At 62.1% G+C, this 23,812-nt stretch carries 27 protein-coding genes; 11 read left to right on the top strand and 16 right to left on the bottom strand.

The features are described from left to right. Window positions 1–325 precede the first annotated feature (325 nt). The gene (locus ACI3KW_RS18510) at window positions 326–814 is read right to left on the bottom strand and encodes a hypothetical protein (RefSeq protein ID WP_404849312.1); all 489 of its coding nucleotides are present in this window, start codon (window positions 812–814) and stop codon (window positions 326–328) included. A 66-nt stretch (window positions 815–880) separates the two neighbouring features. Next, window positions 881–2,443: an anti-phage dCTP deaminase gene (locus ACI3KW_RS18515; protein WP_404849313.1), complete on the bottom strand. Its 1,563-nt coding sequence runs from the start codon at window positions 2,441–2,443 to the stop codon at window positions 881–883. 104 nt (window positions 2,444–2,547) lie between these two features. Here ACI3KW_RS18515 and ACI3KW_RS18520 point away from each other — a divergent pair, with 104 nt between their 5' ends. Continuing rightward, entirely contained in the window at window positions 2,548–2,739 is a 192-nt protein-coding gene (locus ACI3KW_RS18520; RefSeq protein WP_404849314.1) for a hypothetical protein, read from the top strand. Window positions 2,740–2,779: 40 nt separating this feature from the next. Here ACI3KW_RS18520 and ACI3KW_RS18525 read toward each other — a convergent pair whose 3' ends face one another. After that, window positions 2,780–2,917, bottom strand: a complete 138-nt coding sequence (locus ACI3KW_RS18525) for a hypothetical protein (RefSeq protein WP_404849315.1) — start codon at window positions 2,915–2,917, stop codon at window positions 2,780–2,782. A gap of 176 nt (window positions 2,918–3,093) precedes the next feature. Then, window positions 3,094–3,342: a hypothetical protein gene (locus ACI3KW_RS18530; protein WP_404849316.1), complete on the bottom strand. Its 249-nt coding sequence runs from the start codon at window positions 3,340–3,342 to the stop codon at window positions 3,094–3,096. A gap of 389 nt (window positions 3,343–3,731) precedes the next feature. Here ACI3KW_RS18530 and ACI3KW_RS18535 point away from each other — a divergent pair, with 389 nt between their 5' ends. Then, window positions 3,732–4,076, top strand: a complete 345-nt coding sequence (locus ACI3KW_RS18535) for a hypothetical protein (RefSeq protein ID WP_404849317.1) — start codon at window positions 3,732–3,734, stop codon at window positions 4,074–4,076. A gap of 51 nt (window positions 4,077–4,127) precedes the next feature. On the opposite strand, the gene lepA is transcribed toward ACI3KW_RS18535, so the two are convergent. Then, window positions 4,128–5,933, bottom strand: a complete 1,806-nt coding sequence (gene lepA, locus ACI3KW_RS18540) for a translation elongation factor 4 (RefSeq protein ID WP_404849318.1) — start codon at window positions 5,931–5,933, stop codon at window positions 4,128–4,130. A gap of 100 nt (window positions 5,934–6,033) precedes the next feature. On the opposite strand from lepA, the gene ACI3KW_RS18545 reads away from it, so the two are divergent. Beyond that, window positions 6,034–6,876, top strand: coding sequence for an extensin family protein (locus tag ACI3KW_RS18545; RefSeq protein ID WP_404849319.1), 843 nt, complete (start codon window positions 6,034–6,036; stop codon window positions 6,874–6,876). 54 nt (window positions 6,877–6,930) lie between these two features. Here the strand turns inward: ACI3KW_RS18545 and ACI3KW_RS18550 are convergent, their stop codons facing one another. Both ACI3KW_RS18550 and ACI3KW_RS18555 read right to left on the bottom strand, forming a co-directional pair. Then, complete coding sequence (locus tag ACI3KW_RS18550) at window positions 6,931–7,455, bottom strand: hypothetical protein (protein WP_404849320.1); 525 nt, start codon at window positions 7,453–7,455, stop codon at window positions 6,931–6,933. A gap of 69 nt (window positions 7,456–7,524) precedes the next feature. Then, window positions 7,525–7,671: a hypothetical protein gene (locus tag ACI3KW_RS18555; protein WP_404849321.1), complete on the bottom strand. Its 147-nt coding sequence runs from the start codon at window positions 7,669–7,671 to the stop codon at window positions 7,525–7,527. 105 nt (window positions 7,672–7,776) lie between these two features. Between ACI3KW_RS18555 and ACI3KW_RS18560 the strand changes: the two genes are divergently transcribed. Then, window positions 7,777–8,688: a LysR substrate-binding domain-containing protein gene (locus ACI3KW_RS18560; protein WP_404849322.1), complete on the top strand. Its 912-nt coding sequence runs from the start codon at window positions 7,777–7,779 to the stop codon at window positions 8,686–8,688. A 350-nt stretch (window positions 8,689–9,038) separates the two neighbouring features. On the opposite strand, the gene ACI3KW_RS18565 is transcribed toward ACI3KW_RS18560, so the two are convergent. The 3 genes from ACI3KW_RS18565 to ACI3KW_RS18575 form a co-directional block, all read right to left on the bottom strand. Beyond that, on the bottom strand, window positions 9,039–10,694 hold the full coding sequence (locus ACI3KW_RS18565; protein ID WP_404849323.1) for an MBL fold metallo-hydrolase RNA specificity domain-containing protein: 1,656 nt from the start codon (window positions 10,692–10,694) through the stop codon (window positions 9,039–9,041). A 271-nt stretch (window positions 10,695–10,965) separates the two neighbouring features. Then, the gene (locus tag ACI3KW_RS18570; RefSeq protein ID WP_113121943.1) at window positions 10,966–11,517 is read right to left on the bottom strand and encodes an ActR/PrrA/RegA family redox response regulator transcription factor; all 552 of its coding nucleotides are present in this window, start codon (window positions 11,515–11,517) and stop codon (window positions 10,966–10,968) included. A gap of 76 nt (window positions 11,518–11,593) precedes the next feature. Continuing rightward, on the bottom strand, window positions 11,594–12,901 hold the full coding sequence (locus ACI3KW_RS18575) for an ActS/PrrB/RegB family redox-sensitive histidine kinase (RefSeq protein ID WP_113121942.1): 1,308 nt from the start codon (window positions 12,899–12,901) through the stop codon (window positions 11,594–11,596). 145 nt (window positions 12,902–13,046) lie between these two features. Here ACI3KW_RS18575 and ACI3KW_RS18580 point away from each other — a divergent pair, with 145 nt between their 5' ends. Both ACI3KW_RS18580 and ACI3KW_RS18585 read left to right on the top strand, forming a co-directional pair. Next, window positions 13,047–13,526: a DUF2852 domain-containing protein gene (locus ACI3KW_RS18580; protein ID WP_404849324.1), complete on the top strand. Its 480-nt coding sequence runs from the start codon at window positions 13,047–13,049 to the stop codon at window positions 13,524–13,526. A 124-nt stretch (window positions 13,527–13,650) separates the two neighbouring features. Then, entirely contained in the window at window positions 13,651–14,388 is a 738-nt protein-coding gene (locus tag ACI3KW_RS18585) for a M48 family metallopeptidase (RefSeq protein WP_404849325.1), read from the top strand. 166 nt (window positions 14,389–14,554) lie between these two features. On the opposite strand, the gene ACI3KW_RS18590 is transcribed toward ACI3KW_RS18585, so the two are convergent. Then, window positions 14,555–15,367: an undecaprenyl-diphosphate phosphatase gene (locus ACI3KW_RS18590; protein ID WP_404849326.1), complete on the bottom strand. Its 813-nt coding sequence runs from the start codon at window positions 15,365–15,367 to the stop codon at window positions 14,555–14,557. A gap of 118 nt (window positions 15,368–15,485) precedes the next feature. Between ACI3KW_RS18590 and ACI3KW_RS18595 the strand changes: the two genes are divergently transcribed. The 4 genes from ACI3KW_RS18595 to ACI3KW_RS18610 all read left to right on the top strand — a co-directional run bounded on the left by ACI3KW_RS18595 (window position 15,486) and on the right by ACI3KW_RS18610 (window position 18,935). Then, window positions 15,486–16,163, top strand: a complete 678-nt coding sequence (locus ACI3KW_RS18595; protein ID WP_113121910.1) for a glutathione S-transferase family protein — start codon at window positions 15,486–15,488, stop codon at window positions 16,161–16,163. 109 nt (window positions 16,164–16,272) lie between these two features. Next, on the top strand, window positions 16,273–17,412 hold the full coding sequence (gene queG, locus ACI3KW_RS18600) for a tRNA epoxyqueuosine(34) reductase QueG (protein WP_404849374.1): 1,140 nt from the start codon (window positions 16,273–16,275) through the stop codon (window positions 17,410–17,412). Then, window positions 17,413–18,285, top strand: coding sequence for an SDR family oxidoreductase (locus ACI3KW_RS18605; RefSeq protein ID WP_404849327.1), 873 nt, complete (start codon window positions 17,413–17,415; stop codon window positions 18,283–18,285). Next, complete coding sequence (locus ACI3KW_RS18610) at window positions 18,282–18,935, top strand: GNAT family N-acetyltransferase (protein WP_404849328.1); 654 nt, start codon at window positions 18,282–18,284, stop codon at window positions 18,933–18,935. Before ACI3KW_RS18605 ends, ACI3KW_RS18610 begins: the two co-directional genes overlap by 4 nt. A 174-nt stretch (window positions 18,936–19,109) precedes the next feature. Here ACI3KW_RS18610 and ACI3KW_RS18615 read toward each other — a convergent pair whose 3' ends face one another. Continuing rightward, on the bottom strand, window positions 19,110–19,886 hold the full coding sequence (locus ACI3KW_RS18615; RefSeq protein ID WP_404849329.1) for an alpha/beta hydrolase: 777 nt from the start codon (window positions 19,884–19,886) through the stop codon (window positions 19,110–19,112). A gap of 150 nt (window positions 19,887–20,036) precedes the next feature. Between ACI3KW_RS18615 and infC the strand changes: the two genes are divergently transcribed. Beyond that, window positions 20,037–20,573: a translation initiation factor IF-3 gene (gene infC / locus ACI3KW_RS18620; RefSeq protein WP_200877219.1), complete on the top strand. Its 537-nt coding sequence runs from the start codon at window positions 20,037–20,039 to the stop codon at window positions 20,571–20,573. 243 nt (window positions 20,574–20,816) lie between these two features. Here the strand turns inward: infC and ACI3KW_RS18625 are convergent, their stop codons facing one another. Genes ACI3KW_RS18625 through ACI3KW_RS18640 form a run of 4 tightly spaced genes read right to left on the bottom strand, consistent with a single transcriptional unit; the run spans window position 20,817 to window position 23,681 of the window. Further along, window positions 20,817–21,710, bottom strand: a complete 894-nt coding sequence (locus ACI3KW_RS18625; protein WP_404849330.1) for a ribokinase — start codon at window positions 21,708–21,710, stop codon at window positions 20,817–20,819. A gap of 19 nt (window positions 21,711–21,729) precedes the next feature. Then, window positions 21,730–22,251 (bottom strand): DUF1697 domain-containing protein, encoded by a 522-nt coding sequence (locus ACI3KW_RS18630; protein WP_404849331.1) that lies wholly within the window; start codon window positions 22,249–22,251, stop codon window positions 21,730–21,732. Continuing rightward, window positions 22,248–22,844, bottom strand: coding sequence for a YdeI family protein (locus ACI3KW_RS18635; RefSeq protein ID WP_404849332.1), 597 nt, complete (start codon window positions 22,842–22,844; stop codon window positions 22,248–22,250). The genes ACI3KW_RS18630 and ACI3KW_RS18635 overlap by 4 nt, the downstream gene beginning before the upstream one ends. Then, window positions 22,845–23,681, bottom strand: a complete 837-nt coding sequence (locus ACI3KW_RS18640; RefSeq protein ID WP_404849333.1) for an arylamine N-acetyltransferase — start codon at window positions 23,679–23,681, stop codon at window positions 22,845–22,847. Between the last annotated feature and the right edge of the window lie 131 nt (window positions 23,682–23,812).

Raw genomic sequence — 23,812 nt, forward strand, 5'->3', positions numbered from 1 at the left:
CGCCAAGGCGCCGGACGGCGCGGGGCCTCCGGGGAGATTGTAAACGAGCGGGCCCCGAGGCGGTGTCGCCTCTGGTAATTTTAATAGTGAGACGAAAGCCGCCTCGGGGCGCCGGGACTTTATCGGACGGCGCGATCGCGACCCCAGCGGCTTGCCGTAGCGCCCCGCCCGAAAGTCACCCCCGCTCGACCCGAAAGGCGGCGCGACCCGCCCTTCCCCGGCTGGCCCTCGGACACCGGTCGCTGCAGCGCCGCCCGTATTCCGAAAGCTGGGCAGCATTCTAGGCGCGATTGCGGGGCCGGGCATAAGCGGGATAAGTTTTGCCCTAGCGATTGCGGAACTGGTCGATGCGCAGGGCGAGCTTGTCGCGCAGATCGGCCATTCTGGCCTTGTAGGCGGCATAAGCGGGATCGGCATGCGGCGCCGCGGGCGCGACCAGTTTGGGCCGCAGCCGCTGCACCGGCAAAACCGGATCGCCGACCACTTTCCAGACAAAGGCATTGAGCTCCCCGCGCCACTCGGCATTGGTGGCCTCCCAGGCATCGAGCCCGGCCAGCGCCTGGCCAAGCTGGGTCAGCAAGCCCCCATGATCGGGCGCCGCCATGGGCAGGCCGTCGCCCTGGGCGAGAAAAACCTGTGCATCGCACAACAGCGCCTCGGCCACGCTGATGGTCTGCGCCGATACCGGCGCCTGCGGCCGCCGCGCCGCCACGGCGGCAATCTGGGCATGCAGCGCCGTCAGCCGCAACCAAAGCGCTTCATGACGCGCAGCCAGGGCATGGGTAACACGGGGCGGTTTTTTGGGCTGGGGCAAGGTGAAGTCTCCTGATGCGGCGGGATGCCGGACAGGAGAGGGTAAGGCGGGGCGGTGGGGGGGGGATTATTTTTGCTCAGATATTATGGATGAGGCCACGATCGTCCCGGTGAAGGTGGACAGGGCGGCAAGCTCAACTTCCAAGTATGAAGGATATGCTGCATCCAACATCGGCTTGGGAACGTCCGCATCGTCGACCCACCGCCGAGCCACTCCTGATTTGTTTTTCCGCCGCGCTTTTTGGAAGATATCTCGATATCGGTAGGGTGATATGCCAAGGAACGGAACAAACGAAACCTTGCCCGCCACCTCCTTCTCGACTGCCACTTCATTGGCATGCAAATCTAGAGCTTTACTTTTTGGATACGGCTCGATGTAGACGACCTTTTTTATTCCCGCCGCAAGTAGATGCTTTGTGCAGTTATGGCATGGAAAGGTAGTGCAATAGAGCGTCGCACCTTTGACGCTTTTTCCCAATCTAGCCGCGTCACAAACAGCACACATCTCTGCGTGAACAATGCGGCCGAACTCTGTTAGGTCGAGCAGCGCTGAGCCTACGAGCGCCCCAGTGCCATCATTCCGCTGCACGTCCTCAGTTGTCGGCTTTTTGCAGAGTGCCTCTAATAGGAGGGCGGGGGTGCCGTGCTGCTTGGCAGTTTCAGACAACAAGCCGCCCTTTTCTAAGCGCTCCAATACCTCCCGAAGGACCTCCTTCTTCATAGCGTCGTTCGGGTCATGCCCCAAGACAACGTCGCGAAAGTCTGGCTCTTCTCCATCCCAGTATGTGCCTCCGAAGGCCTTAGGAACCTCGTTACAACCCTGCGTAATCACTTCTCCATCGTCAGAAAAGATGGCGGCGCCTACCTGCCGCGACAGGTCTGAAGATCGCAATGACGCAGATTTCGCTGCGTACATTCCATATTCGTCTTTGCTCGGAGCGGTATCGGTTCTCCCAAAAAAAGCTTGGATGAAGCGATGGAGCTTATCGTCCATCTCCTTCTTATTGATGCCATCTATGAACACATCCCCGAGGTGAAATGTGTCTCTTAGATGCTGCCCTGTGTCAGCGCCCTCTTCCGCATCTCTGTCTATCAGTTCTTCAGTAAGAGAAGCGATTTCACTGGAGGTTGTGCTTGTAGGCAGCGTTCGCTTAAGACGCTCGCTTATAATGTCTCGTCTATCTATGTCGGCCCCGTAGGCCGAGATAAGAATAAATTGTTTCCCGTAAATCTGTCGGAGTAGCTGCACCTCCTGTGGACGTTTGAGCTGTCGAATGATGTACGCCACACTGGTTGGAATAACCTCAGAGTCCTGGGTGTGGGAGAGCCTAAGCTGACGAACCTCCCTGACGGCTATGCGCGCCAGAACCGATGGTTCGGCGAACTGCTCGCATAACGCATTCGCATGGTCGATCTTGTAAGAGATGACAGAGCCGAAATCCTGCTGCTGGGGCTTTTCAACTCCGGAAGGAAAGTCGTCCAACAAATCGGTTATTTTGATCGTATGCGAGTCATATCGAACGATCCGGAGTTCGTTCGTTAGGCTCTCGCAAATCGCGTCTATGTGGACACCGATGGGAGCGGCGATGCCAAACACAAGCTCGGGGAACTCACTGCGCACCAAATTCATTACACTTCCAAGCCCTAGTTTTTCGATCTAGACCGCAAAAAGTAGCTCTATGAGAACCTTTTTCGGCTTAAGGTGATTCGTCTTTGGCGACTGGAGAGCGATTCATGGATGAGAAATCCCTATCCGAGGTCGAGCTGATTGAGCAGGCTGCTAAGAGAATGGCCAAGCGTCTTAGTTTAACGTACGTCGCGGACCCAAACAAACGCAGTACTTTTGAGGCATCTCGGTCTGGTGGTTATGTTCACTATGGCAATCCTACAGGATCTGTAGAAACCACCGGCAGAAAACGAGCTTAAGCAAACTCCAAAGTTGGCGCGGAGACCGCGCCAACTGGATTCACTTTTTGTTAGGACGTTGCGTCAATGCCGACGCAGCAATCTTCTTGATTTGCGCTGGCGTCACACTTTTGGGGTCACGAAGCGCCTTTGAGGCGATAGTTCCGACCTTGCTGCCAGTACGTTCATTGGTAGCCATGAAGGCCTCCTTTGACGGCCCGTAGGCCAAATATTCAGCACTTCCGTGATTTGACGAAGCAATCCACCCTATAATAGGGTCTTACCGTCTAGTACCGACTGCTTCGGCCGAGCTGGCTGAACACGAGCTACGGCTAAGGGAGTTGGGTTGCCGCCCGGCTCCCTTATTCTATTGAACTAGAAACCGACGAACTCCCGTTCCTTGCGGTTGCCCGCTTCGTCGATCCAAGCCCCTACATGCATTCCTTGTCGCTTCGCGCGCTCTGCAGCAGACAAGAATTCCACCGCAAATCTTAGTATGTCTGCCTTGCTTATTTGTCGCTCCGCAGCAAGTCTCTCAACTTCTTCGTTCAGTCTTTGCGACAAATCCAAAGTCATCCTAAAACGCGCATTCTCTCCCTCTGAAAGATTCGATTGCTTGGCCATATTGATATCCTCACAGCGTACAGTGATCGAATACAAATTTGGCTTTCATTACAAACATACTCGATCACAGACACCTTCTCTAAACGTTGACGCTGTTGCGTGACCCCCTCTTACTAACTCATGGCTGAATTTCAGCCCGGAGGGCGACTAGCGTCCGACAAAGTGATCATGGGTGGCTCCTCTGAATTTTCTGGGCACAAAATCGCCCGACGGCGTACTTATGGCATATTTTTTATGCCCTAACAAGACCGAGACGGCATTCTTGTGGTAGAATTTCGGTTGACTGAAACACTGGCACTGTGGGAGCGTGAGTGCCAATCAGAGTCGCATGAGCGGCCAATGCCGAGGGGAGGCGGCAAACTCTAAGCCCATTTGCGGGGGAGGTACGCATGGCCGCGCATGAACTTGAGGCAATTGCTACTGAGACAGAAAGCGTCTTGGCCTACGGTCCAGGCTTTAATGCCCACTACCGTCAGCTCTCTGTGGAGATGCGGCGATCAGCCGAGGCAGAGATGGCCGCACTAATTCCAGAAATTGCGGCCTTCATCTACGCGGCCAAAATGGACCAGCTAGAAGACTACGTTCGCAAATTCCCGAGGAATTCTGAACTGGTTTCGTTCATTTTAAACATGGAAGCCGAAATTGTATTGGTTCGAGGACGTGTCTCGTTCACGATCCAAATCATTGATGGGGCTCTTACGTTTTCAAAGGTAAGAGCCCGCCTTTTTCATTGAATCGGAGCGAACGAAGGCCCAGCCAAATCTCTGGCTACGGACAAGAGGCCCTCAGTCGTCACCCATCTTCAGCGCCTTGATGAAGGCTTCCTGGGGGATGTTGACGCTGCCATATTGGCGCATCTTGGCTTTGCCCTTCTTCTGCTTGTCGAGCAGCTTGCGCTTGCGCGTCGCGTCGCCGCCATAGCATTTGGCCGTCACGTCCTTGCGCATGGCGCGGACGGTTTCGCGGGCGATGATCTTGCCGCCGATGGCTGCCTGGATCGGGATGACGAACAGATGCGGGGGGATCAGTTCCTTGAGCTTTTCGCACATGACGCGGCCGCGGGTTTCGGCGACGGAGCGGTGGACCAGCATGCTTAGCGCATCGACGGGCTCGGCATTGACCAGGATGGTCAGCTTGACCAGATCGCCGGGGCGATGGGTATCGAGCTTGTAATCGAAGCTGGCATAGCCCTTCGATATGGACTTCAGGCGATCGTAGAAATCGAACACGACTTCATTGAGCGGCAGGTCATATTCGACCATGGCGCGATTGCCGACATAGCTCAGATTGGACTGAATGCCGCGGCGATCCTGGCAGAGTTTTAGGATCGAGCCGAGATATTCGTCGGGGGTGAGAATGGTCGCCTTGATCCAGGGCTCGCGGATTTCCTCGATCTGCATCACGTCGGGCAGATCGGCCGGATTGTGCAGCTGAAGCGTTTCGCCATCGCGCATGACGATTTCATAGACCACCGAGGGGGCGGTGGCGATCAGATCGAGATCGAATTCTCTGGAGAGGCGCTCCTGGATGATTTCCAGATGCAGCAGGCCAAGGAAGCCGCAGCGGAAGCCGAAGCCCAGCGCGGCCGAGGTTTCCATTTCGAAGGAGAAGCTGGCGTCGTTGAGCCTGAGCTTGCCCATGGCGGCGCGCAGCTCGTCGAAATCACTGGCATCGACCGGGAAGAGGCCGCAGAACACCACGGGTTGCGCCGGGCGGAAGTCCGGCAGGGCATGGGCGGTGGGCTTTTTGTCGTCGGTGATGGTGTCGCCGACATTGGTATCGGCCACTTCCTTGATCGAGGCGGTGAAGACGCCGAGCTCGCCGGGGGTCAGTTCCTTGACCTCGACCAGCTTGGGCGTGTTGACGGCGACGCGATCGAGCTCATAGACGGCGCCGGAGGCCATCATGCGGATGCGCTGGCCCTTTTTCATCACCCCATCGATGATGCGGACGAGGACGACGACGCCCAGATAGGTGTCGTACCAGCTATCGACCAGCAGCGCCTTGAGCGGGGCCGCGATATCGCCCTTGGGGGCGGGCAGGCGGGTGACGATGGCTTCGAGCACGCCCTCGATATTAAGGCCGGTCTTGGCGGAGATTTCGACGGCCTCGGAGGCGTCGATGCCGATGACATCCTCGATCTGTTGCTTGACGCGCGGAATGTCCGCGGCGGGCAGATCGACCTTGTTGAGGACCGGGACGATTTCGTGATTGGCGTCGAGCGCATGGTAGACATTGGCCAGCGTCTGGGCTTCGACGCCCTGGGAGGCGTCAACGACCAGCAGGCTCCCCTCGACGGCGGCCATGGAGCGGCTGACTTCATAGGCGAAGTCGACATGGCCGGGCGTGTCGATGAGGTTGAGAATATAGGTCTCCCCGTCATTGGCCTTATAGGTCAGCCGGACGGTTTGCGCCTTGATGGTAATGCCGCGCTCGCGTTCGATATCCATCGAATCGAGCACCTGCTCCTTCATCTCGCGCAGATCGAGACCACCCGTGGTCTGGATCAGGCGATCGGCCAGGGTGGATTTGCCATGGTCGATATGGGCGACGATGGAGAAATTGCGGATATGGGAGAGCGGCGTTGTCATGGGCCGCTGATAGCAGATGCCGCAGGACCCGCAAAGATGGTTTAAGCGGGGTTAACCGGGGCTTTTTGCAACGGGTAGCGGCGCCGGGCGTTGGGAGAGCATGCATTTGCCCCGCGCCGTCGCCTTCGCCGCCGTCCTGAGCCTCGCCATGCCGGTGGCCGCGCAGGATATATTCAAGCCATTGCAGGATATGGTGGAGGGGCTGACAGAGCCGCCGCCGAAGGCTGGGGAGGCCAAACCGCCGGCGCCGCAGCCGCGGCCAGAAGCGGCGGAAGGCGAGGCGCCGCCGCCCTTGCCGCAGAAGCGGCCGGGGGACCATGACGCACCGGTCGTGGAGGAGAGTGCAGCGCCGGCCGAGGTGCCGGAGGCAGAGGTGGCCGATCGGGTGTATCAGACGGCCTGCCCGGCTGTGTTGCTGGGGCTGGTGGAGGCAGAGGCTAATCCGCCGCTGAGCGAGGATATGTGCGGGGAGCGTTCACCGCTGACGGTCACGGCTGTTTTGGCCAATGGGCGGATGGTGCCGCTGTCGTCGCCCGTCATCACCAATTGCGAGATGGCATCAGCCCTGCCCGGCTGGGTGGCCGCAGTGGATGGCTATGCGACATCGGCACTGGATAGCCCGCTGGCTGAAGTCGCGACGGGGACCAGCTATATGTGCCGCAAGCGGAACAATGCGGATGCGGGGTTCACCTCTGAGCACGGCTTTGCCAATGCGGTGGACGTGACGGGTTTTACGCTGGAGGATGGGCGCAGCATCGGCGTCGAGGGGGACTGGATGCCGGCAGCGGCGCCGGAGGGTCGGTTGCTGCGGTTTGCCCATGATGCGGGGTGTACGGGATTTACCACCGTGCTCGGGCCCGAGGCCAATGCAGAGCACCATGATCATTTGCACCTTGATCTGGGGTGCCATGGGAAGACGTGTACGGCGCGGATTTGTGAGTAGGCCGTCCCCGCTTTCGCGGGGAGGGCATTGTGGGGATTGCCAGTCCGGTGCGGACTATTGGGCCGGGGTGGCCGGGACCGCTGGCTCGGCGGGAGCAACGGGTGCTGCTGGCGTGGCCGGAGCCGCGGGCGTTGACGAGGCGGGCGCTGTTGCCGGCGCAGCCGCAGCGGCGCCCTGATTGGCGTAGATGGAGACGACGGCGTCGACGCTCTGGCGGTCGGTGCTGCCTTCGGCGCAGTCGGGCGTTGTCTTTTCGACGTCGCCCTTGACCTGGCTATAGGCCTTTTGGCCGGTGGCTTCATCCATGCCCATGCCGGCTTCGAAGCGCTTCTGGTCATTGGTCATGCGCGTGAGCACGGCCGGATCGACGGTGACGCTGCACAATTCGATCACCGCCTTGGTGGCGTAAAGACCGGTCAGCAGGTTGGCATTTTTGGGCGTATTGTCGATCGGCGCCAGCGGATCGACCACGATATTGGCGGCCGGCGGGGTGGCGGGCGCCGCGGGGGCGGCTTCCTGGGCGGCGAGCGCAGCGGTGCCGGCCAGCAGCAGGGTCAGCGCGGTGAAGGTGCGGATCATCAGAGATCTCCTTGAAGGCGGGCGCCCATGCGGGCTGGTTCCCTCCCCTTCAAGCGCCTGATTATGGCCTCAGCACGGCGCCCGGTCGGCGATAGGGTGATAAGGCGGCAAATCGGCCCATTCCTGCAGGCTCATCTGGTCGGGATGGGTTTTGCTGCCATCGCGCGGGGTAAGCCAGGAAAGCAGGTGACGAAGCATTGCAAGCAGGTTTGACATTTTGTGACCTCCTTTCGGTCAGTATCTATTTGATACCGAAACCAATGCGCCTTCTGCTGGGCTGCCACAATGGACAAGAGCTGGGCTGAGGTATAGAAAATCTATATGAGTGCGCTGTTTTCTATCCCCCTCAATGCCTTGCGGGCCATCGAAATCGTGGCGCGACGCGGCTCGCTCGCCCCGGCGGCCGAGGAATTGGGCGTGACCATGGGCGCGGTCAGCCAGCATGTGCGGCGGGCCGAGGAGCGGCTGGGCATGGAATTGTTCGAGCGCACGCCGAGCGGGCTCGTGCCCTTGCCGGCGCTCAAACAGGCGCTACCGCAGCTGACGGCCGGGTTTGCGGCGCTGCAGGATGGGCTGACCACGCTCAAGGGCAGTGACGAGGGCGTGCTGAACCTGACCGTGGGGGGCGTGTTCGCCAGCCGCTGGCTGATCTGGCGGATCAACAAATTCACCAATCTGCATCCCGATATCGAAGTGCGGCTGACCGTGACGGCGCAGATGATCGACCTCAGCCGGCCGGACATGGATTGCGGCATTCGCTTTGGGCTGGGCAAATGGCCGGGGGTGACGGCAACGATGATTGGCGGGCAGGCGTTTCAGCCGGTCTGTGCGCCTCCAGTGGCGCGGCAGCTCAAGACGCCGGCCGATTTACTGCATGTGCCGATGATCCGCGACCAGACCACGATGCTGAGCTGGGACCTGTGGCTGGATGCGGCGGGGCTGGCACGCGATGGCTTGGCGGCGGGGCCGACCTATTCCGATCCGTCACTGGCCTTCGACGCGGCCATCTCCGAGCAGGGCGTGCTGATGGCGGTGGATATGATGAGCGCCGATCCGGTGAGCGACGGCCGGCTGGTGCGGCCGTTCGAGCTGCCGGTGAGCGGGCCGCATGGCTATTGGCTGGCCATTGCCAAGGGGCGGCGGGAACCGCGCAAAACACGGCTGTTCCGGGAGTGGCTGGAGGCGGAGGTTCCGGCCTCGGTGCGGGGATATGTGTATCAGTCGCGGGGGTGAGGCGGGGCCACGATGCAGTCCCCTCCCCCTTGAGGGGAGGGATAGGGTGGGGGTGCTGCGGCCTCAATACGCTCAATACTCGTGGAAACTTCAGCACCCCCACCCTCGTTCCCTCCCCTCAAGGGGGAGGGAGGCGATTGGCCCGATGACTTTGATCTAATTCAACCCACCGGGTCATTCCCGCGCAGGCGGGAACCTCTGTTTTGCGGCGCAAGGAAGTAAACGGAGGTCCCCGCCTGCGCGGGGATGACATTGTGGATGGGAATGGAGGATTTGAGCGTCGCGGGACAGCCGGCGCCCCCACTCCTGGCGCCTGCTCTATACCCCGCCCTTACCCCTGCTTCTCATCCCTATTCGTCAAATCCCTGCGTCTCGACCGGGGTGATCGGGCTGGGCACATGCCCCGGCGAGGGCGCAGCGCCCAGGCTTGAGAGCTGCGATTGCAGGCTCCGCATGAGCGCGAGTTTTTCCGCGTCGCTGCCAGTCTGGAGGGCCTGGCTGAGGCGGATGGTGAAATCGGCAAAGGCGTTGTGCCAATCGGACGGCAGCTGGGCCGGGTCGATGCGGGGCGTCGTGGGACGGGCCTTGGCAGATATGCCGGTGGCGGTGAGTTCGAAATAATCGTCGAGCTGGGGCAGGATGATCTGGTCGCCGGAGAGGCCCGTGGCCATGAGGGCGGCGCGGAGAGCCGTGCGTTCTTCATCTTCACCATGGGTCAGGAAGATCGCGCCATGGGCGGGCAGGCGGGCCTTGATCCAGGCCATCAGTTCGGAATGATCGGCATGGGCGGAGTAATTGCCCATCGAGCGGATGGTGGCGCGGACCGGCACGATGGTGCCATGGATGCGCACTTCCTTGGCGCCGGAGAGGATGATCTGGCCCAAAGTGCCGGGGGCCTGGTAGCCGACAAACAGCACCGTTGCATTGGCGCGGATCAGATTGTTGCGCAGGTGATGCTTGATGCGGCCGGCATCGGCCATGCCGGAGGCGGACATGATGATGGCGCCGCCGCGAATAGTGTTGATGGCCTTGCTGTCTTCCACCGCCTCGATGATGCGGAAGCGGGGATCGTTGAACAGCTCATCGGCGCCCAGTTCGACATCGTCGAACATTTTCGCATATTTGCGATAGACGCCGGTGACCTTGCTGGCGAGCGGGGAATCCAGAAACACCAGGCGCGGATCGATCTCGCCGGTTTTGATGAGATAGCCGATATCGTGCAGCAATTCCTGGCTGCGCTCGACGGCAAAGGCGGGGATGACCAGATTGCCGCCCCGCGCCAGGGCAGTGTTGATCTCGGCTTTGAGGGCTTCGCGGCGCTGCACCAGCGTGTAATCCACCCGCTCGCGGCCGCCATAAGTGGATTCGCACAGGATGTAATCGAAACCGGCCGGGCCTTCGGGCTCATTGTAGAAAACCTTTTCGTCGGGCCCGATATCGCCCGAGAACATCAGGCGGACGGGCTTGCCGTCGCTATCGGTGACTTCGACTTCGATGGAGGCCGAGCCGATAATGTGGCCGGCATTCCAGAAGCGGGCGCGCACGCCGGGGCCGGGATTGATCCATTCGCCGTAATTGCAGGTCTTGCGGTGTTTGAGCGCCTCTTCGGCATCGGCCATGGTGTAGAGCGGGGCAGCGGGTTCGTCGCCACGGCGGCCGCGCTTTTTGGTTTCGCGCTCGGCCTCGCTTTCCTGAATGCCGGCGCTGTCGGGGAGGAGATATTCGAGCAGGCCCGCAGTGGGCTCGGTCATCCACATCGGGCCGCGCCAGCGTTCGCGATAGAGTTTTGGCAGGAGGCCGGCGTGATCGATATGGGCGTGGGTGAGCAGCAGGAAATCCACCGCCCGGGGATCGAAGGGGGTGGGTTTGAGATTGAGGTCGCGGACGCTCTTATTGCCCTGGAACAGGCCGCAATCGACCAGGAACTGACCGCCGGGGTGAACCACCCGATAGCAGGAGCCGGTCACCGTGCCGGAGGCGCCATGGAAATGCAGGGTGACGGTCATGCTGGGCTCCTCGCCTGATGGCTATTTGGAGCACAGAGTAACGCGATTTGATGACGGCGGAAGTTTGTTTGTGTTGGAGGGGGATACCCCCTCTTGGCCGCCGCTGGTTGGGGCCGCGATCCCGTTCCGGGAGTGGAGCGTTCCCCTCCCCCTTGAGGGGAGGGCTAGGGTGGGGGTGCTGCGATCACCAATTGCTCAATGCGCGTGGGGCCTCAGCACCCCCACCCTCAATCCCTCCCCTCAAGGGGGAGGGAGGCAGATCGTGGCTCTCTTACTTCGGCGCGCGCTTGGCCAAAATCCGCTGCAGGGTGCGGCGGTGCATGTTGAGGCGGCGGGCGGTTTCCGAGACGTTGCGGTCGCACAGCTCATAGACGCGCTGGATATGTTCCCAGCGGACGCGATCGGCCGACATCGGGTTTTCCGGCGGCTCGGGCTTGTCTTCGCCGGTGGCGAGCAGGGCATTGATGACGTCGTCGGCGTCGGCCGGTTTGCTCAGGTAATCGATGGCGCCCAGCTTCACCGCGGTGACGGCGGTGGCAATATTGCCATAGCCGGTCAGCACCACGGCGCGGGCATCGGGGCGGGCCTGATGCAGAGCCGACACCACCTGCAGGCCATTGCCGTCTTCGAGGCGCAGATCGACCACGGCATAAGCGGGGGGCTTGCTGGCGACGGCGGCGAGGCCATCGGCCACGCTCGAGGCGCTGCGGACATCAAAGCCGCGGCGTGCCATGGCGCGCTCAAGGCGCTGCAGGAATGCCACATCGTCATCGACGAGCAGCAGGCTGGGGTCGGTGGCCAGAAGGTCTTCGATCGTGCTCATGGCATTGACATAGGCGTTCCGGCGGAAAAGGTCAAAATATGGCAGGGGGGTGCGGCGATATGGGGCGGGCGCGCCCCTACTCCACCGCGCTGCGTGGCCAGACAATGCGCACTTGGGCGTGGCCATTGGTGGCGATGTTCTGGAAGGCCAGCCGCGCGCCGGTGCGTTCCAGCAGCGTCTTGGCGATGAAGATGCCCAGCCCCAGGCCGCCCGGCTTATGGGCGTCGGCGCCTTGGGCGTCGCGGGGGCGGCTGGTGAGATAGGGTTCGCCCAGGCGGGCGATCAGCTCGGGGGCAAAGCCGGGGCCGTCATCGGTGATGGAAACCGAGACGGCGGTGGCGTCCCAGGCGGCTTCGATGCGCACCGTGCTGATGGCGAAATCGGCGGCGTTTTCGATCAGATTGCCCAGGCCATAGAGCAGGCCGACACTGCGGGTGAAGACCGGGGGCGGGCCAGAGGTGTTGGCCGCGTCGAAGAGGATGGCCTTGCCGCGCCCGTCATGCGGGCGGGCGACTTCGGCCAGAAGGTCGGTGAGCGGCACGGCGGCGAAGGGGTCGCCGGCTTCATTGCCCAGATTGCGCAGCTTGGCCAGGATGGCGCGGCAGCGGGCGGCCTGTTCGATGATCAATTCGACATCGGCAGCCAGATCGGTGCCCGGCACAGCTTCGGCGCGCATTTCCTTGGCGGCGAGGGCAATGGTGGAGAGCGGCGTGCCCAATTCATGGGCGGCAGCAGCGGCCAGGCCATCGAGGGCGGAGAGCTGTTCCTTGTGTGAGAGCGCCAATTCGGTGGCGGCGAGGGCGTCGGCCATCTGGCGGGCATCGTGGGCGACGCGGCTGGTATAGGCGGAGATGAAGACCACGCCGCAGACGATCGAAACCCAGATGCCGATGACATAGATGCGGTTGAACACCAGTTCCTCGCCCGGCGTCCAGGGCAAGGGCAGGTGCCAGACCGCCAGAAGCGAGGCGATGGCGGCGGCGAGGATCGCAATGATCGTGCTGGCACGCTGGGGCAGCGTGGTGGCCGAGACCGAGACGGGGGCCAGCAGCAGCAGCGCGAAAGGATTGTGCAGGCCGCCTGTCAGCGCCAGCAGGCACCCGAGTTGGCACAGATCAAAGGCGATCTGGCCGGCGGTGAAGAGGGACGAGGGCCGGTGGGCGGCGCCGAAGCGCACCACCAGCCAGATATTGAGCGCGACGGACGCCCCGATCAGCAGCAGGCATTGCAGCAGCGGCAGGGGAAAGCCGAGGCCAAAATCGACAAACAGCACGCCAATGGTCTGCCCGATCACGGCCAGCCAGCGCAGCAGGACCAGGCTTTGCTGGCGCAGCGGGCGCCAGGTGGAGGGCAAAGGCAGGCCATCGGCCTGGGTCAAGCTCATGTTTTTGGCCTTTCGGGGCTGGGAAACCGGGGCTTTATGGTGATCACAAATTCCATTTCAAGGGCAAAAATCGGCAGGCACATGCTTGATCCTGTCCCTTGAGGGGCCACGTTATGCTCATCGTGACTGGGAGAATGAAACCGAAATGACCACAGCAATCATCAAACCGCAATTCTCGCCCCTGACCATCGCACTCATGGTTGTGGGCTTTATCGTCTTCTGGCCGCTGGGCCTGGCCGTCCTGGCCTATATCATCTGGGGCGAAAAATTCGGCGGCTCGCCGGAAAAAGCCCAGGCCTATTGGAACAAGGGCCGCAGCTGGTGCTCGTCCAACAAGGGCCAGTTCCGCCGCCATGGCTTTGCCTCCTCCGCCCATTCGAGCGGCAATGCCGCTTTTGACGACTATCGCGCCGAACAGCTGCGCCGCCTCGAAGAAGAACGCGCCCGCCTCGATGCCGAAATCGATGCCTTCCACGAATATATGGCGAACCTGAACAAGGCCAAGGATCGTGAAGAATTCGACCGCTTCATGAACGAACGCCGCGGCAATCGCCAGGGCTATACCGACGAGAACAAGCCGACCAATACGGACCCGAACAATGGCTGGGGCAATAATAACGGCTAATCCCCAAGCCCATCCCTCCCTCCTGAGGCCAGTCGTTTCCCAACGACACGGCAACTGGCGCCCCGCTTTGGGGCGCTTTTTTTGTGGCGTGATATACTCAGCTCTGCTGATTCCCCGGATGGTCATGAACCTCTTCTTCAAGTCAAAGCCGAAAATCCCGGCATCGACCGTGATCGAGATCGACGCGCGGGCAGTGATTGTCACCGTGCGCGTGCATGCGCGGGCGCGCAGCTATCGGCTGTCGATCCCGCATAATGGCGGGCCGGTGCTGACGCTGCCGCCGCATGGCAAATGGGCCGAGGCCGAGGAGTTCCTGCACCGGCAGCACAATTGGCTGGCCGCTCGGCTGAAGCGAGCGCCCGAGGCAACCCCGTTTGCCGATGGCGAAGTGGTGACGCTGCGCGGGGTGGAGCACCGCATCGTCGGGACCGGCAAAATACGCGGACGGGTGGAACTGGCCGAGGTGGACGGCGCGCCGGCTGTGCTGGTGCCGGGGGATGCGGCGCATCAGGCGCGGCGGCTGACCGATTGGCTCAAAACCGAGGCCGAGGCGGATCTGGTGCGCCAGAGCGCTATGCATGCCGCCCGGCTGGGCGTCGTGGTCAAGGCGGTCAAGCTGCGCGAGCAGAAGAGCCGCTGGGGCTCGTGCTCGTCGAGCGGGAACATCAATTACAATTGGCGCCTGATCCTGGCGCCGCCCTTTGTGCTCGATTATGTGGCGGCCCATGAAGTGGCCCATCTGGTGGAAATGAACCATTCGGCGGCGTTCTGGGCGACGGTGAAGCGGACATTGCCCGACATGGAGCGGGGCCGCGCCTGGCTCAAGGCGCATGGGCGGCAGTTGATGGCTTATGGCGGGTAGGTGGTAGGCCCAGTGGCACGACTCGTCCTTCGACAGGGTTAGGAGGAGGTCTACCGGTTGGCCCCGTGCATTGCGAGTAGACCTCATGGTGAGCTTGTCGCCTACGACATGGCAGCATTTCCTGCGGCTCCCCCCCCGAGGGGGAGGGCGCCGATCGTGCCAGCCGCTACCGCCCGAACACCAGGATCGCGACGAGCCCAGCCGCACCCACCGCAATGCGCCACCAGGCGAAGGGGGCAAAGCCGTGCTTGCTGACAAAGCCGAGCAGGTATTTCACCACGATCGTGCCGACAACGAATGAGGCGGCAAAGCCGATGGCGATATTGAGGCCCAGGCTCATATCGATCAGTTCGCGGCTCTTGTAGAGGTCATAGCCGAAGGCACCCACCATGATGGGCAGGGCGATGAAGAAGGTGAACTCGGCCGCACTGCGCTTGGTCGCGCCAAACAGCATGGCGCCCACCACGGTCGAGCCCGAGCGCGACACGCCCGGAATGAGGCTGAGCATCTGGAACAGCCCGACGATCAACGCCAGATGCCAGGGAAACTGGTAGATATCGTCGTACTTTTCCTGCTTGGGCATGCGATCGACAATCAGCAGGACAATGCCGCCGATGACCAGGCTGAGGCAGATCACCAGTGGGGATTCATAGATCACCTGCTGGATATATTCGCGCGCCAGCACGCCCACGATAATGGCGGGCAGACAGGCCAGGATCACCCCGATGGCGAAGCGCCAAGCATAGGCCTTGCCGGTCAGCGCATCGCGGATCAACAGGCCCAGTTTGGCGAAATAGACGGTGATGACGGCCAGGATTGCCCCCAGCTGGATCAGCACGATGAAGGTGGCCGGTTGGCTCAGGCCAAAAAAATGACCAGCCAGCAGCAGGTGGCCGGTGGAACTGACAGGCAGGAATTCTGTAAGGCCTTCGAGGATTCCAAGGATCAGCGGCACAAAAAGACCTTGATCGACGTTCATTTGATCTCCTAAGTCATTCCGACGGGCCTCTCCCTCGGCAAAGCTCTAGCGCTGTTCGCGTCATGCGCCAAGCCGCGGCGGGACACACGGCTCCAAAACAACAAGAGCGCAATTGCCCATGCCGACATTGCTCCATCATCCCCTGGATCCGTCTTCCCGCATTATCCGTCTGATGTGCGCCGAATATGGCGTTCCGCTCGATATGGAAGAGATCAAGCCCTGGCTGCGCACGCCCGAATTGCTCGAACTCAATCCGGCCGCCACCCTGCCCATCTTCATGGGGGAAGATGACATTGCGGTGATCGGCATCCTGGCCAATATCCACACCATCGAAGATCTCTACACCCCTGCCATCGTGGCCGGACTGATCCCGCCCGATCCGGGCTCGCGCGCCGAGATGTGGCGGCTGATCGAATGGGTCATCTTCAAGCTCAATGACGAAGTGACCCGCTATGTGCTCGAGGAAAAAATCTTCAAGCGCGACCAGCGCGGCGCCACGCCCGATCCCGCCGTGCTGCGGGTGGCCAAGGCGAACCTCAACGAGCACATGCTCTATTTCAACTGGCTGTTCGCCACTCGATCATGGCTGGCCGGCGACATCATGACCTTGGCCGATTTTGCGCTGGCGGCGCATTTGTCGACGCTCGATTATCTGGGCGACATCGATTGGGGCAAGGCCGGAGAAACCCGCGACTGGTATTCCCGCATCAAATCCCGCCCCGCCTTCCGCACCCTGCTCAACGACCGCGTCGTCTCCATGCCCCCGCAAAAGGGCTATGCGGATCTCGATTTCTGAAGCCAATTCCACGGTGTCATTCCCGCGAAAGCGGGAACCTCCGTTTGCAGGCGTCGTCCCATCCCATTAAACAGGGGTTTCCGCTTTCGCGGGAATGACCCGGATGATGATGGCCGACGCAACGACACCTGCCAGCACCGTAAAACTGATCGCCGAGCTGCGCGCCCGCGCCACGGCGTTGGGCTTTGACAGCTTTGGCATCGCCCCGGCGAGTGCGCGGCCCGACCTGCCCGAAAAGCTGCAGGCGGCGCTGGAGGCTGGCTGGCATGGCGATATGGACTGGATGGCGGAGACGGCCATTCGCCGCGCCAGCCCCAATGAACTCTGGCCCGAAGTGCGCTCGATCATTCTGCTCGGCGTCAATTATGGGCCCGAAAGCGATCCACTCGCCATTCTGGGCGAAAAATCACTCGGCTCCATCTCGGTCTATGCCCGCAATCGCGATTATCACGAGCTGATCAAGGGCAAGCTCAAGGAGCTGGCGGGCCTCCTTGCCCGCCGCGCCGGGGCCGATGTGAAAGTGTTTGTCGATACCGCTCCGGTCATGGAAAAGCCCTTGGCCGAGGCGGCGGGGCTGGGTTGGCAGGGCAAGCATACGGTGTTGGTCAGCCGCGAATTCGGCTCCTGGCTGTTCCTGGGCGCCATTTTCACCTCGGCCGATTTGCCTGCTGACAAGCCACATGCCGAAAGCTGCGGCTCCTGTACGCGGTGCCTCGATATCTGTCCCACCAAGGCCTTTCCCGCGCCCTTCCAGCTCGATTCGCGGCGATGCCTCGCCTATCTCTCGGTCGAGCATAAAGGCCCTATTCCGGTGGAGTTCCGTGTGCCGATGGGCAACCGCATCTATGGGTGTGACGATTGCCTGGCCGTCTGCCCCTGGAACAAATTCGCCAGCGTCAGCCGCGAGGCCAAATTGCGCGCCCGCGAGGATTTGGAACGCCCCGCTCTGGCGGATCTCGCGGCGCTCGACGACACCCAATTCCGCGCCCTGTTCGCCGGCTCGCCGGTCAAGCGCATCGGCCATGGCCGCTTCCTGCGCAATGTGCTGATCGCCATCGGCAATTCGGGCGACCTGTCGCTGCTGCCTTTGGCGCAGGCCCGACTCGATGCCGAGGACCCGCTGGTGCGCGGCGCCGCCATCTGGGCGCTGCGGCGGCTTGACCCGGAGCGGAGCACCCGCTTGCGTCTGGACTATTTGCCCGCCGAAAGCGACAAGAGCGTGCAAGCGGAATGGACCGGGGATATCTGAATGCGCGCCTTCTTTTTCGGCCTTGGCTTCTCCTCGCAGGCAGCGGCCTTGGCGCTCGCCACGGGCGAACCGGGGATCAGTATTTCAGGCACGGTCCGCACCCCCGAAAAAGCTGATGCCCTCGCCGCCTCGGCCGATCATGTCCACCTGTTCGACGGCACCGCGCCGGGCCCCACTCTAGGGCCGGACCTGCAGCAGGCCAGCCACCTCATCCTCTCCATCGCCCCCGGCACGGATGGTGATCCGGCGCTGCTGCATCACCGGGCTGATCTCGAAGCGGCACAGAACCTGCAATGGCTCTGCTATTATTCCACGGTCGGGGTCTATGGCGATTTCGGCGGCCATTGGATCGATGAAACCGCCCCGCTCGTGCCGCGCAATCAGCGCAGCGATCGCCGCCTGTCGGCCGAACAGGCCTGGCGCAATTATGCCGCACGGCGCGGTGTGCCGCTGACCATTCTGCGGCTGGCCGGTATTTACGGCCCCGGCCGCTCCGCCTTTGACAAGCTGCGCGACGGCACCGCCCATCGCATCGTCAAACCCGATCAGGTGTTCAACCGCATCCATGTCGCCGATATCGGCCGCGTCACGGCTCTGGCCGCCCGCCAGCGCCTCAATGGCACGTTCAATCTGGCCGATGACGAACCCGCCGCCCCGCAGGACCTGATCACTCACGCCGCCGCTTTGCTTGGCATGGACCCGCCACCGGCAATCGAGTTCGACAAAGCCGACCTCACCCCCATGCAGCGCAGTTTTTACGCTGACAATAAGCGCGTCTCCAATGCCGCGATCAAAAAAGCCCTGGGGATCACATTGCTCTATCCCAATTATCGTAGCGGCCTTGCCGCAATTCTCGAGAGTGAACAGCCATGAGCGCGCCCCAGCCCGCCAAATCCGCGCCCGAACGCATTGTGCTTGAAGGCCGTTATACCAGGCTCGAGCCGCTTGATCTGCACCACGCCGCCGATCTGTTTGCCGTGGCTACGATGCCCGGTGGCGCTGAGCGCTATCATTGGCTGTTCAGCTATCCGCCGCAGACCCTGGCGGAACAGGAAGCGCGGATCATTGAGACCAATGCCGGGCCGGAGCGCTATGCCGCCGTCATCGACAAGGCGAGCGGCAAGGCGCAGGGCCAGCAGGGCTGGATGCGGATTTTTCCCGAACATGCCTCCATCGAAATCGGTGGCGTCTATTGGGGCCCGACCATGGCGCGCACACGGGTGGCCACGGAGGCGCTGTTCCTGTTCGCCCGCCACGCCTTCGACGATCTGGGCTATCGGCGCTTCGAATGGAAATGCAACGCGCTCAACCTGCCCTCCAAAGCGGCAGCCGAGCGCTTCGGCTTTCAATATGAGGGGCGGTTCCGCAAAGACCGTATCTTCAAGGGCCAGAGCCGCGACACGGATTGGTATTCCATGATCGACGATGAATGGCCCGCCCTGCGGGCGGAATATGAGCGCTGGCTGAGCCCGGATAATTTTGACGCCGATGGGATGCAGAAGAGCAAGTTGCGGACGCGGTAGTTTTGTCACCTGTGGTTTGGAAGGGCCGCCATGCCGTCTGACCCACCGCATCTCCCTCGGACTTGATCCGAGGGCCTTTCCTAACCCGGCGCAAGTGCTGAGTGGCCCTCGGGTCGAGCCCGAGGGAGAGCGGTGGGGAGGAGAGTTTCAGAGCAGCCCACTGGGCCGGCTTCCCTAAATGCCCTCCACCAGATGCATTACCGCGTCCCGCAGCCGTGCCAAATCCTCGTCCCGGCTCAGCCGGTGATCCCCATCGGGGATCAGCGTCAGCGTCACCGGATCGTGCAGGATATGGGTGACCAGCTTGATCGCCTGGGCCTGGGGCACGTCGGGGTCCTGCCCGCCCTGCAGGATGGTCACGGGGCATCCCGTCTCGATCACGCTGCCGAACAGCAGGTGCCTCTCGCCATCTTCGATCAGCGCACGGGTGATGCGATAGGGATTGTCGGAATATTGGCTGGGCTGGTCGATATAGCCATGGTTCTGCAGGCTTTCATGCTCGGCCGGGGTAAAGCCGGGCAGCATCAATTCGCGCGTCATGTCCACGGCCGGGGCGATCAGCACGAGGCCCGTGCAGCGATTGTCGCCGCGCCGCCGTAGGGCCTGCACCAGTAGCAATGCCAGCCAGCCGCCCATGGAGGAGCCGATAATGATCTGCGGCCCACTGGTGGTGGCAAACACCGCCTCGGCCTCTTCGAGCCAGCGGCTGATCGTGCCGTGATCGAAGGCGCCGCCCGAGGCGCCATGGCCCGAATAATCGAACCGCGTCACGCAAAGGCCCTTTTGTGCGCCCAGACCATCCAGCGCCATCGCCTTGCTGCCCGTCATGTCGGAGCGGAAACCGCCCAGCCAGAACAGGCCCGGCCCCGTTCCGGGGCGCTGTTCGACCGCGATATCGCGGCTGGCGGCGCCTGAACCGACTGCAAGGGAGAAAGCGTTGATGGTGGACATAAGGCCGGCACTCTGCGATTGACTGGGCGGAAGCGTTTCAACAACGCAACAGGGCGCAATATACCCCGTTTGCCAGTTGACTTATGTTCCCGCTAACACGATTTTATGGCCGATTTCACCACTTGGCTTAACAATACAAGGATCCCTGCCATTCGCCGTCCCATGAGACCCGTCGCGCCCCAGAAAGATGGGCCGCTCTCGAACGAGGATATTGCCAGCCCCGACGTCCAGCTTATCGATGCCGAGGGTGAGAACCGCGGGATCGTCAACACCCGTGCGGCTCTTGCAGAAGCGCAGGAGCAGGGTCTTGACCTGGTCCTGATTTCCCCCAATGCCAATCCGCCCGTCGCCAAGATGCTCGATCTTGGCCGCTTCAAATATGCCGCGCAGAAAAAAGCTGCCGAGGCGCGCAAGAAGCAGAAGGTGATCGAGGTCAAGGAAGTCCAGCTGCGTCCCAATATCGATACGCACGACTACGAGACCAAGATGAAGGCCGTCCAGCGCTTCCTCGACGATGGCGACCGGGTCAAGGTGACCATGCGCTTCCGTGGCCGCGAAATGGCGCACCAGGAACTCGGCATGCAGCTGCTGATCAAGGTCAAGGACATGATGGAGCCCGTGGCCAAGGTCGAAAGCCAGCCCCGCTCCGAAGGCCGCCAGATGGTCATGGTGCTGGCGCCCAAGTGAGCGCTCGGCCAAGCTAATGCAAAGAGGCAGGTCCCAAGGGGCCTGCCTTTTTTCTTTTGGGCGTTTGGCCCCCGGTACTTTAACCAACCGCATGGGTGGGGGTGCATAGCGTGATGCCTCATTCCTCCACCGCATCTTCCTCGGGCTTGACCCGAGGACCACTCTGGATGAGCACCGTGTGGCGAATGGCCCTCGGGTCAAGCCCGAGGGAGATCCGGTGGGTGGGCGAGTGAGGCGGGCGCCTTAACCCAGCGCCGCCACCACATCCTTGGCATAGGGAATAGCCGGCTGCGCGCCGGGCTTGAGGCAGGCCAGACTGGCGGCCACCGCGGCGCGCTTCATGGCGGCTTCGAGATCCAGCCCGCTATCGAGCCCGGCGGCCAGATAGCCGCAGAACGTGTCGCCGGCGCCCACCGTATCGACCGGCTTGACCTGCATGGCCGGCACATGGATGAGCCCCGTCCGCGTCGCGGCCTTGGCCCCATCGGGCCCAAGCGTGACGATCACTGTCTGGTCATGCCTGGTCGACCATTCCAGCATGGCCGCATCGAGCTGGTCGATCCCCGTCCCGGTCAGCAGGCCGAATTCGGTTTCGTTGGCGACCAGGATGGCGGCCTTGGGCGCGATGGCCTTGGTGCTGTCGAGAAACGGCGCGGTATTGAGGATGGAGGTGACATTCTGCGCCCGCGCCAGGTCCAGCGCCCGCTCGGTCGCGTCCTGCGGGATTTCCTGCTGCAGCAGCAGCACAGCGCCGTCGCCCAATCCGGCCAGGGCCTTGTCGGCATCGGCCGGGGTCAGCGTGCCATTGGCCCCGGGCAATACGGCGATGACATTCTCGCCATGGCCATCGACAAAAATCATGGCAATGCCGGTCGGGCCGCTGGAAATCTTGAGATCGCTGAGATCGACGCCATCCGCCTTGAGCAATTCGAGCGCCATTTCGGCAAAGGCATCAGCGCCCACCGCCGAAAAATGCCGGACTTCGGCGCCGGCGCGTCGCGCCGCCAGCGCCTGGTTGGCCCCCTTGCCGCCCGCCGCCATCGAGAAAGTGCCGCCCGCAACCGTCTCGCCGGGCTTGGGTAGGCGGCTGACCGTCCCGACCTGGTCCAGATTTGTTGAGCCGAAAACGGTGATCATAGAGAGCCTCCCTGGCGCATTATGCGGCGGCTTTTAGCACGGTATTGAAATTGCGCGAGGTCCAGAGCCGCTTGCTGCCAAAATGTTTGCTGACCTGATCCATGCCGAGGCCAAATCGCCCATTGGGCAGGCGGAAGGCCAGCATGAACACTTCCCGCTCGGTCAGGTCCACCACCTCGAAATCGCCGGCAATGCCGCAGGGCATGGGCAGGGTGCGCGCATCGGGCTCGGCCAGAAAGGTCACATAAAGCTTGGTATCGGCATCCTCGAGGCGGCCCTTGAACGGATCGCGCGCCACCAGCGCCCGCATCTCCGCCTGGCTGCGCAGCACGGTGCCGACCTCGAAGCCGAAATGGCGTTCCAGTGCCGCCTCGATTCTGCCGCGCTCAGGCGCCTCGCCATCGAACAGCACATTGCCGCTGGCCAATAGCGTTTTGACATTGGCAAAGCCCATCGCCTCGAATGCGGCGATCAATTCGGCTGATTTGACCTGCCGCTTGCCCAGATTGACGCCGCGCAGCAGCGCCACATGGCGGCTCACGGCTTGGCCTTTTGCGGATAGACGGTTTCGCCTCGTTCCAGCATGGCGACGAAGCCCGCGATCTTGCGGGCCCGGGCCGCCGGCGTCTTCAGGGAGATCACCCGGAAGATCAGGGCGAAGCGGTTCTGCGCGCTCAGCGTGCGGTAAAACGCCATTGCCGCGGGGCTGGCCTCGATCGCCGATAGCAGGTCTTCCGGCGGGTCCATACTGGTGCGATAGCTCGCATCCCAGCGGCCATCGGCCTTGGCGAGTTCCACATGTTTGAGCCCGTGCTCCGTCATTTTGCCGGTTTCGACGAGGCGCGCCACATTGGCCTTGTTGATATCGCTCCAGGCGCTCTTCTTGCCGCGACGAGTGTAGCGCTGCACGAAGGATACATCGTCCCAGCCCTTGCGGATGGCGTCGATCCAGCCCCAGCACAGCACGACGTCGATCGCCTGCACCGCGTCGATCGAGGGGGTGCCGCTGGCCTTCTTGAAGATGCGGATCCACACCTCGTCCGCTTTGTCGTGGTTGGCTTTCAGCCAGTCATAAAAAGCGTCCTTGTCAGCAAATTCCATGACCTTGTCGGGATCGACGACGACGGGCGCCATCTAGACCTCCGCCACGCCGGCATCCGCCAATATGACTTCGAGCCTGGGATCGAGCAGATCGGCCACCGGCAGGGCGATGCCAAAAATATCGCTCAGCACGTCGCGCATTTCCACGACACTGGTCAGCAATCGCTGCTCGGGCTCACCCTCGAGCGGCTCGATGGTCAGGCGATTGTTGAACAGGCTGATGCGCTGCCCCTTGGGCGACAATGCCACCCGCAATTGCCTGGTGAAGGGCGAAACCGGATCCCCCGCGATCACTGCGTTGAGCGGTTCGTAATCCGCATCGGCCCATTCCTGCGTGGTGAAGCTATAGAGCACGCGCCATTCGTCCCCCAGTTTCACCTCGAGCCGCCAGTCCGGCTCGCCCCCGGTGAGGCGATAGGTTTCGTGCGGGGTCTGTTGCTCCACATCGGCGCGCAGCCGCAGCGGCGCGGTCAGCGTCAGCCCGCCAAAGCCGACATCGGCAATATAGGTGGCGCCGTTGATATCGACGGCGACCAGCATGTGGTCGGGCCGGTCCTTGATCGCCTCGGGCTCGCCCCACAACACCTTCGCAGCCAGCCCGCGCACGGGATAGTCGAGCTCAGCCAGCATGCGCTTGAACAGCAGATTGTGCTCGAAGCAATAGCCGCCCCGCTTTTCGCCGAGCAGCTTCTTCTCCAGGCTCTGCTGGTCCAGCGCCACCGGCAGGCCGAGCAGCGGGCTCAGATTTTCAAAAGGTATGGCCGCGGGGTGCAGCGCATGCAGCAATTCCAGTGTCGCCAGGCTGGGCGCAATCGATCCGGCAAATCCGATTCGCTCGAAATAGGCGTTGAGATTGACCTTTTGGCTCATCGGCCACCCTTGAGGCTGTTTCCGTCGCCGGCGCAATATGGGCGATGAAGGTGGGCTTTGTCACTCTGGCTCGCAGGCTTTCCTGCCCCAGCCATGGCATTGCTATTGTTTTCAAACGCAGGTAAATAATG

Origin of the sequence: Devosia sp. ZW T5_3, from assembly GCF_044987315.1 — a bacterium.
Classification (GTDB): Bacteria; Pseudomonadota; Alphaproteobacteria; order Rhizobiales; family Devosiaceae; genus Devosia.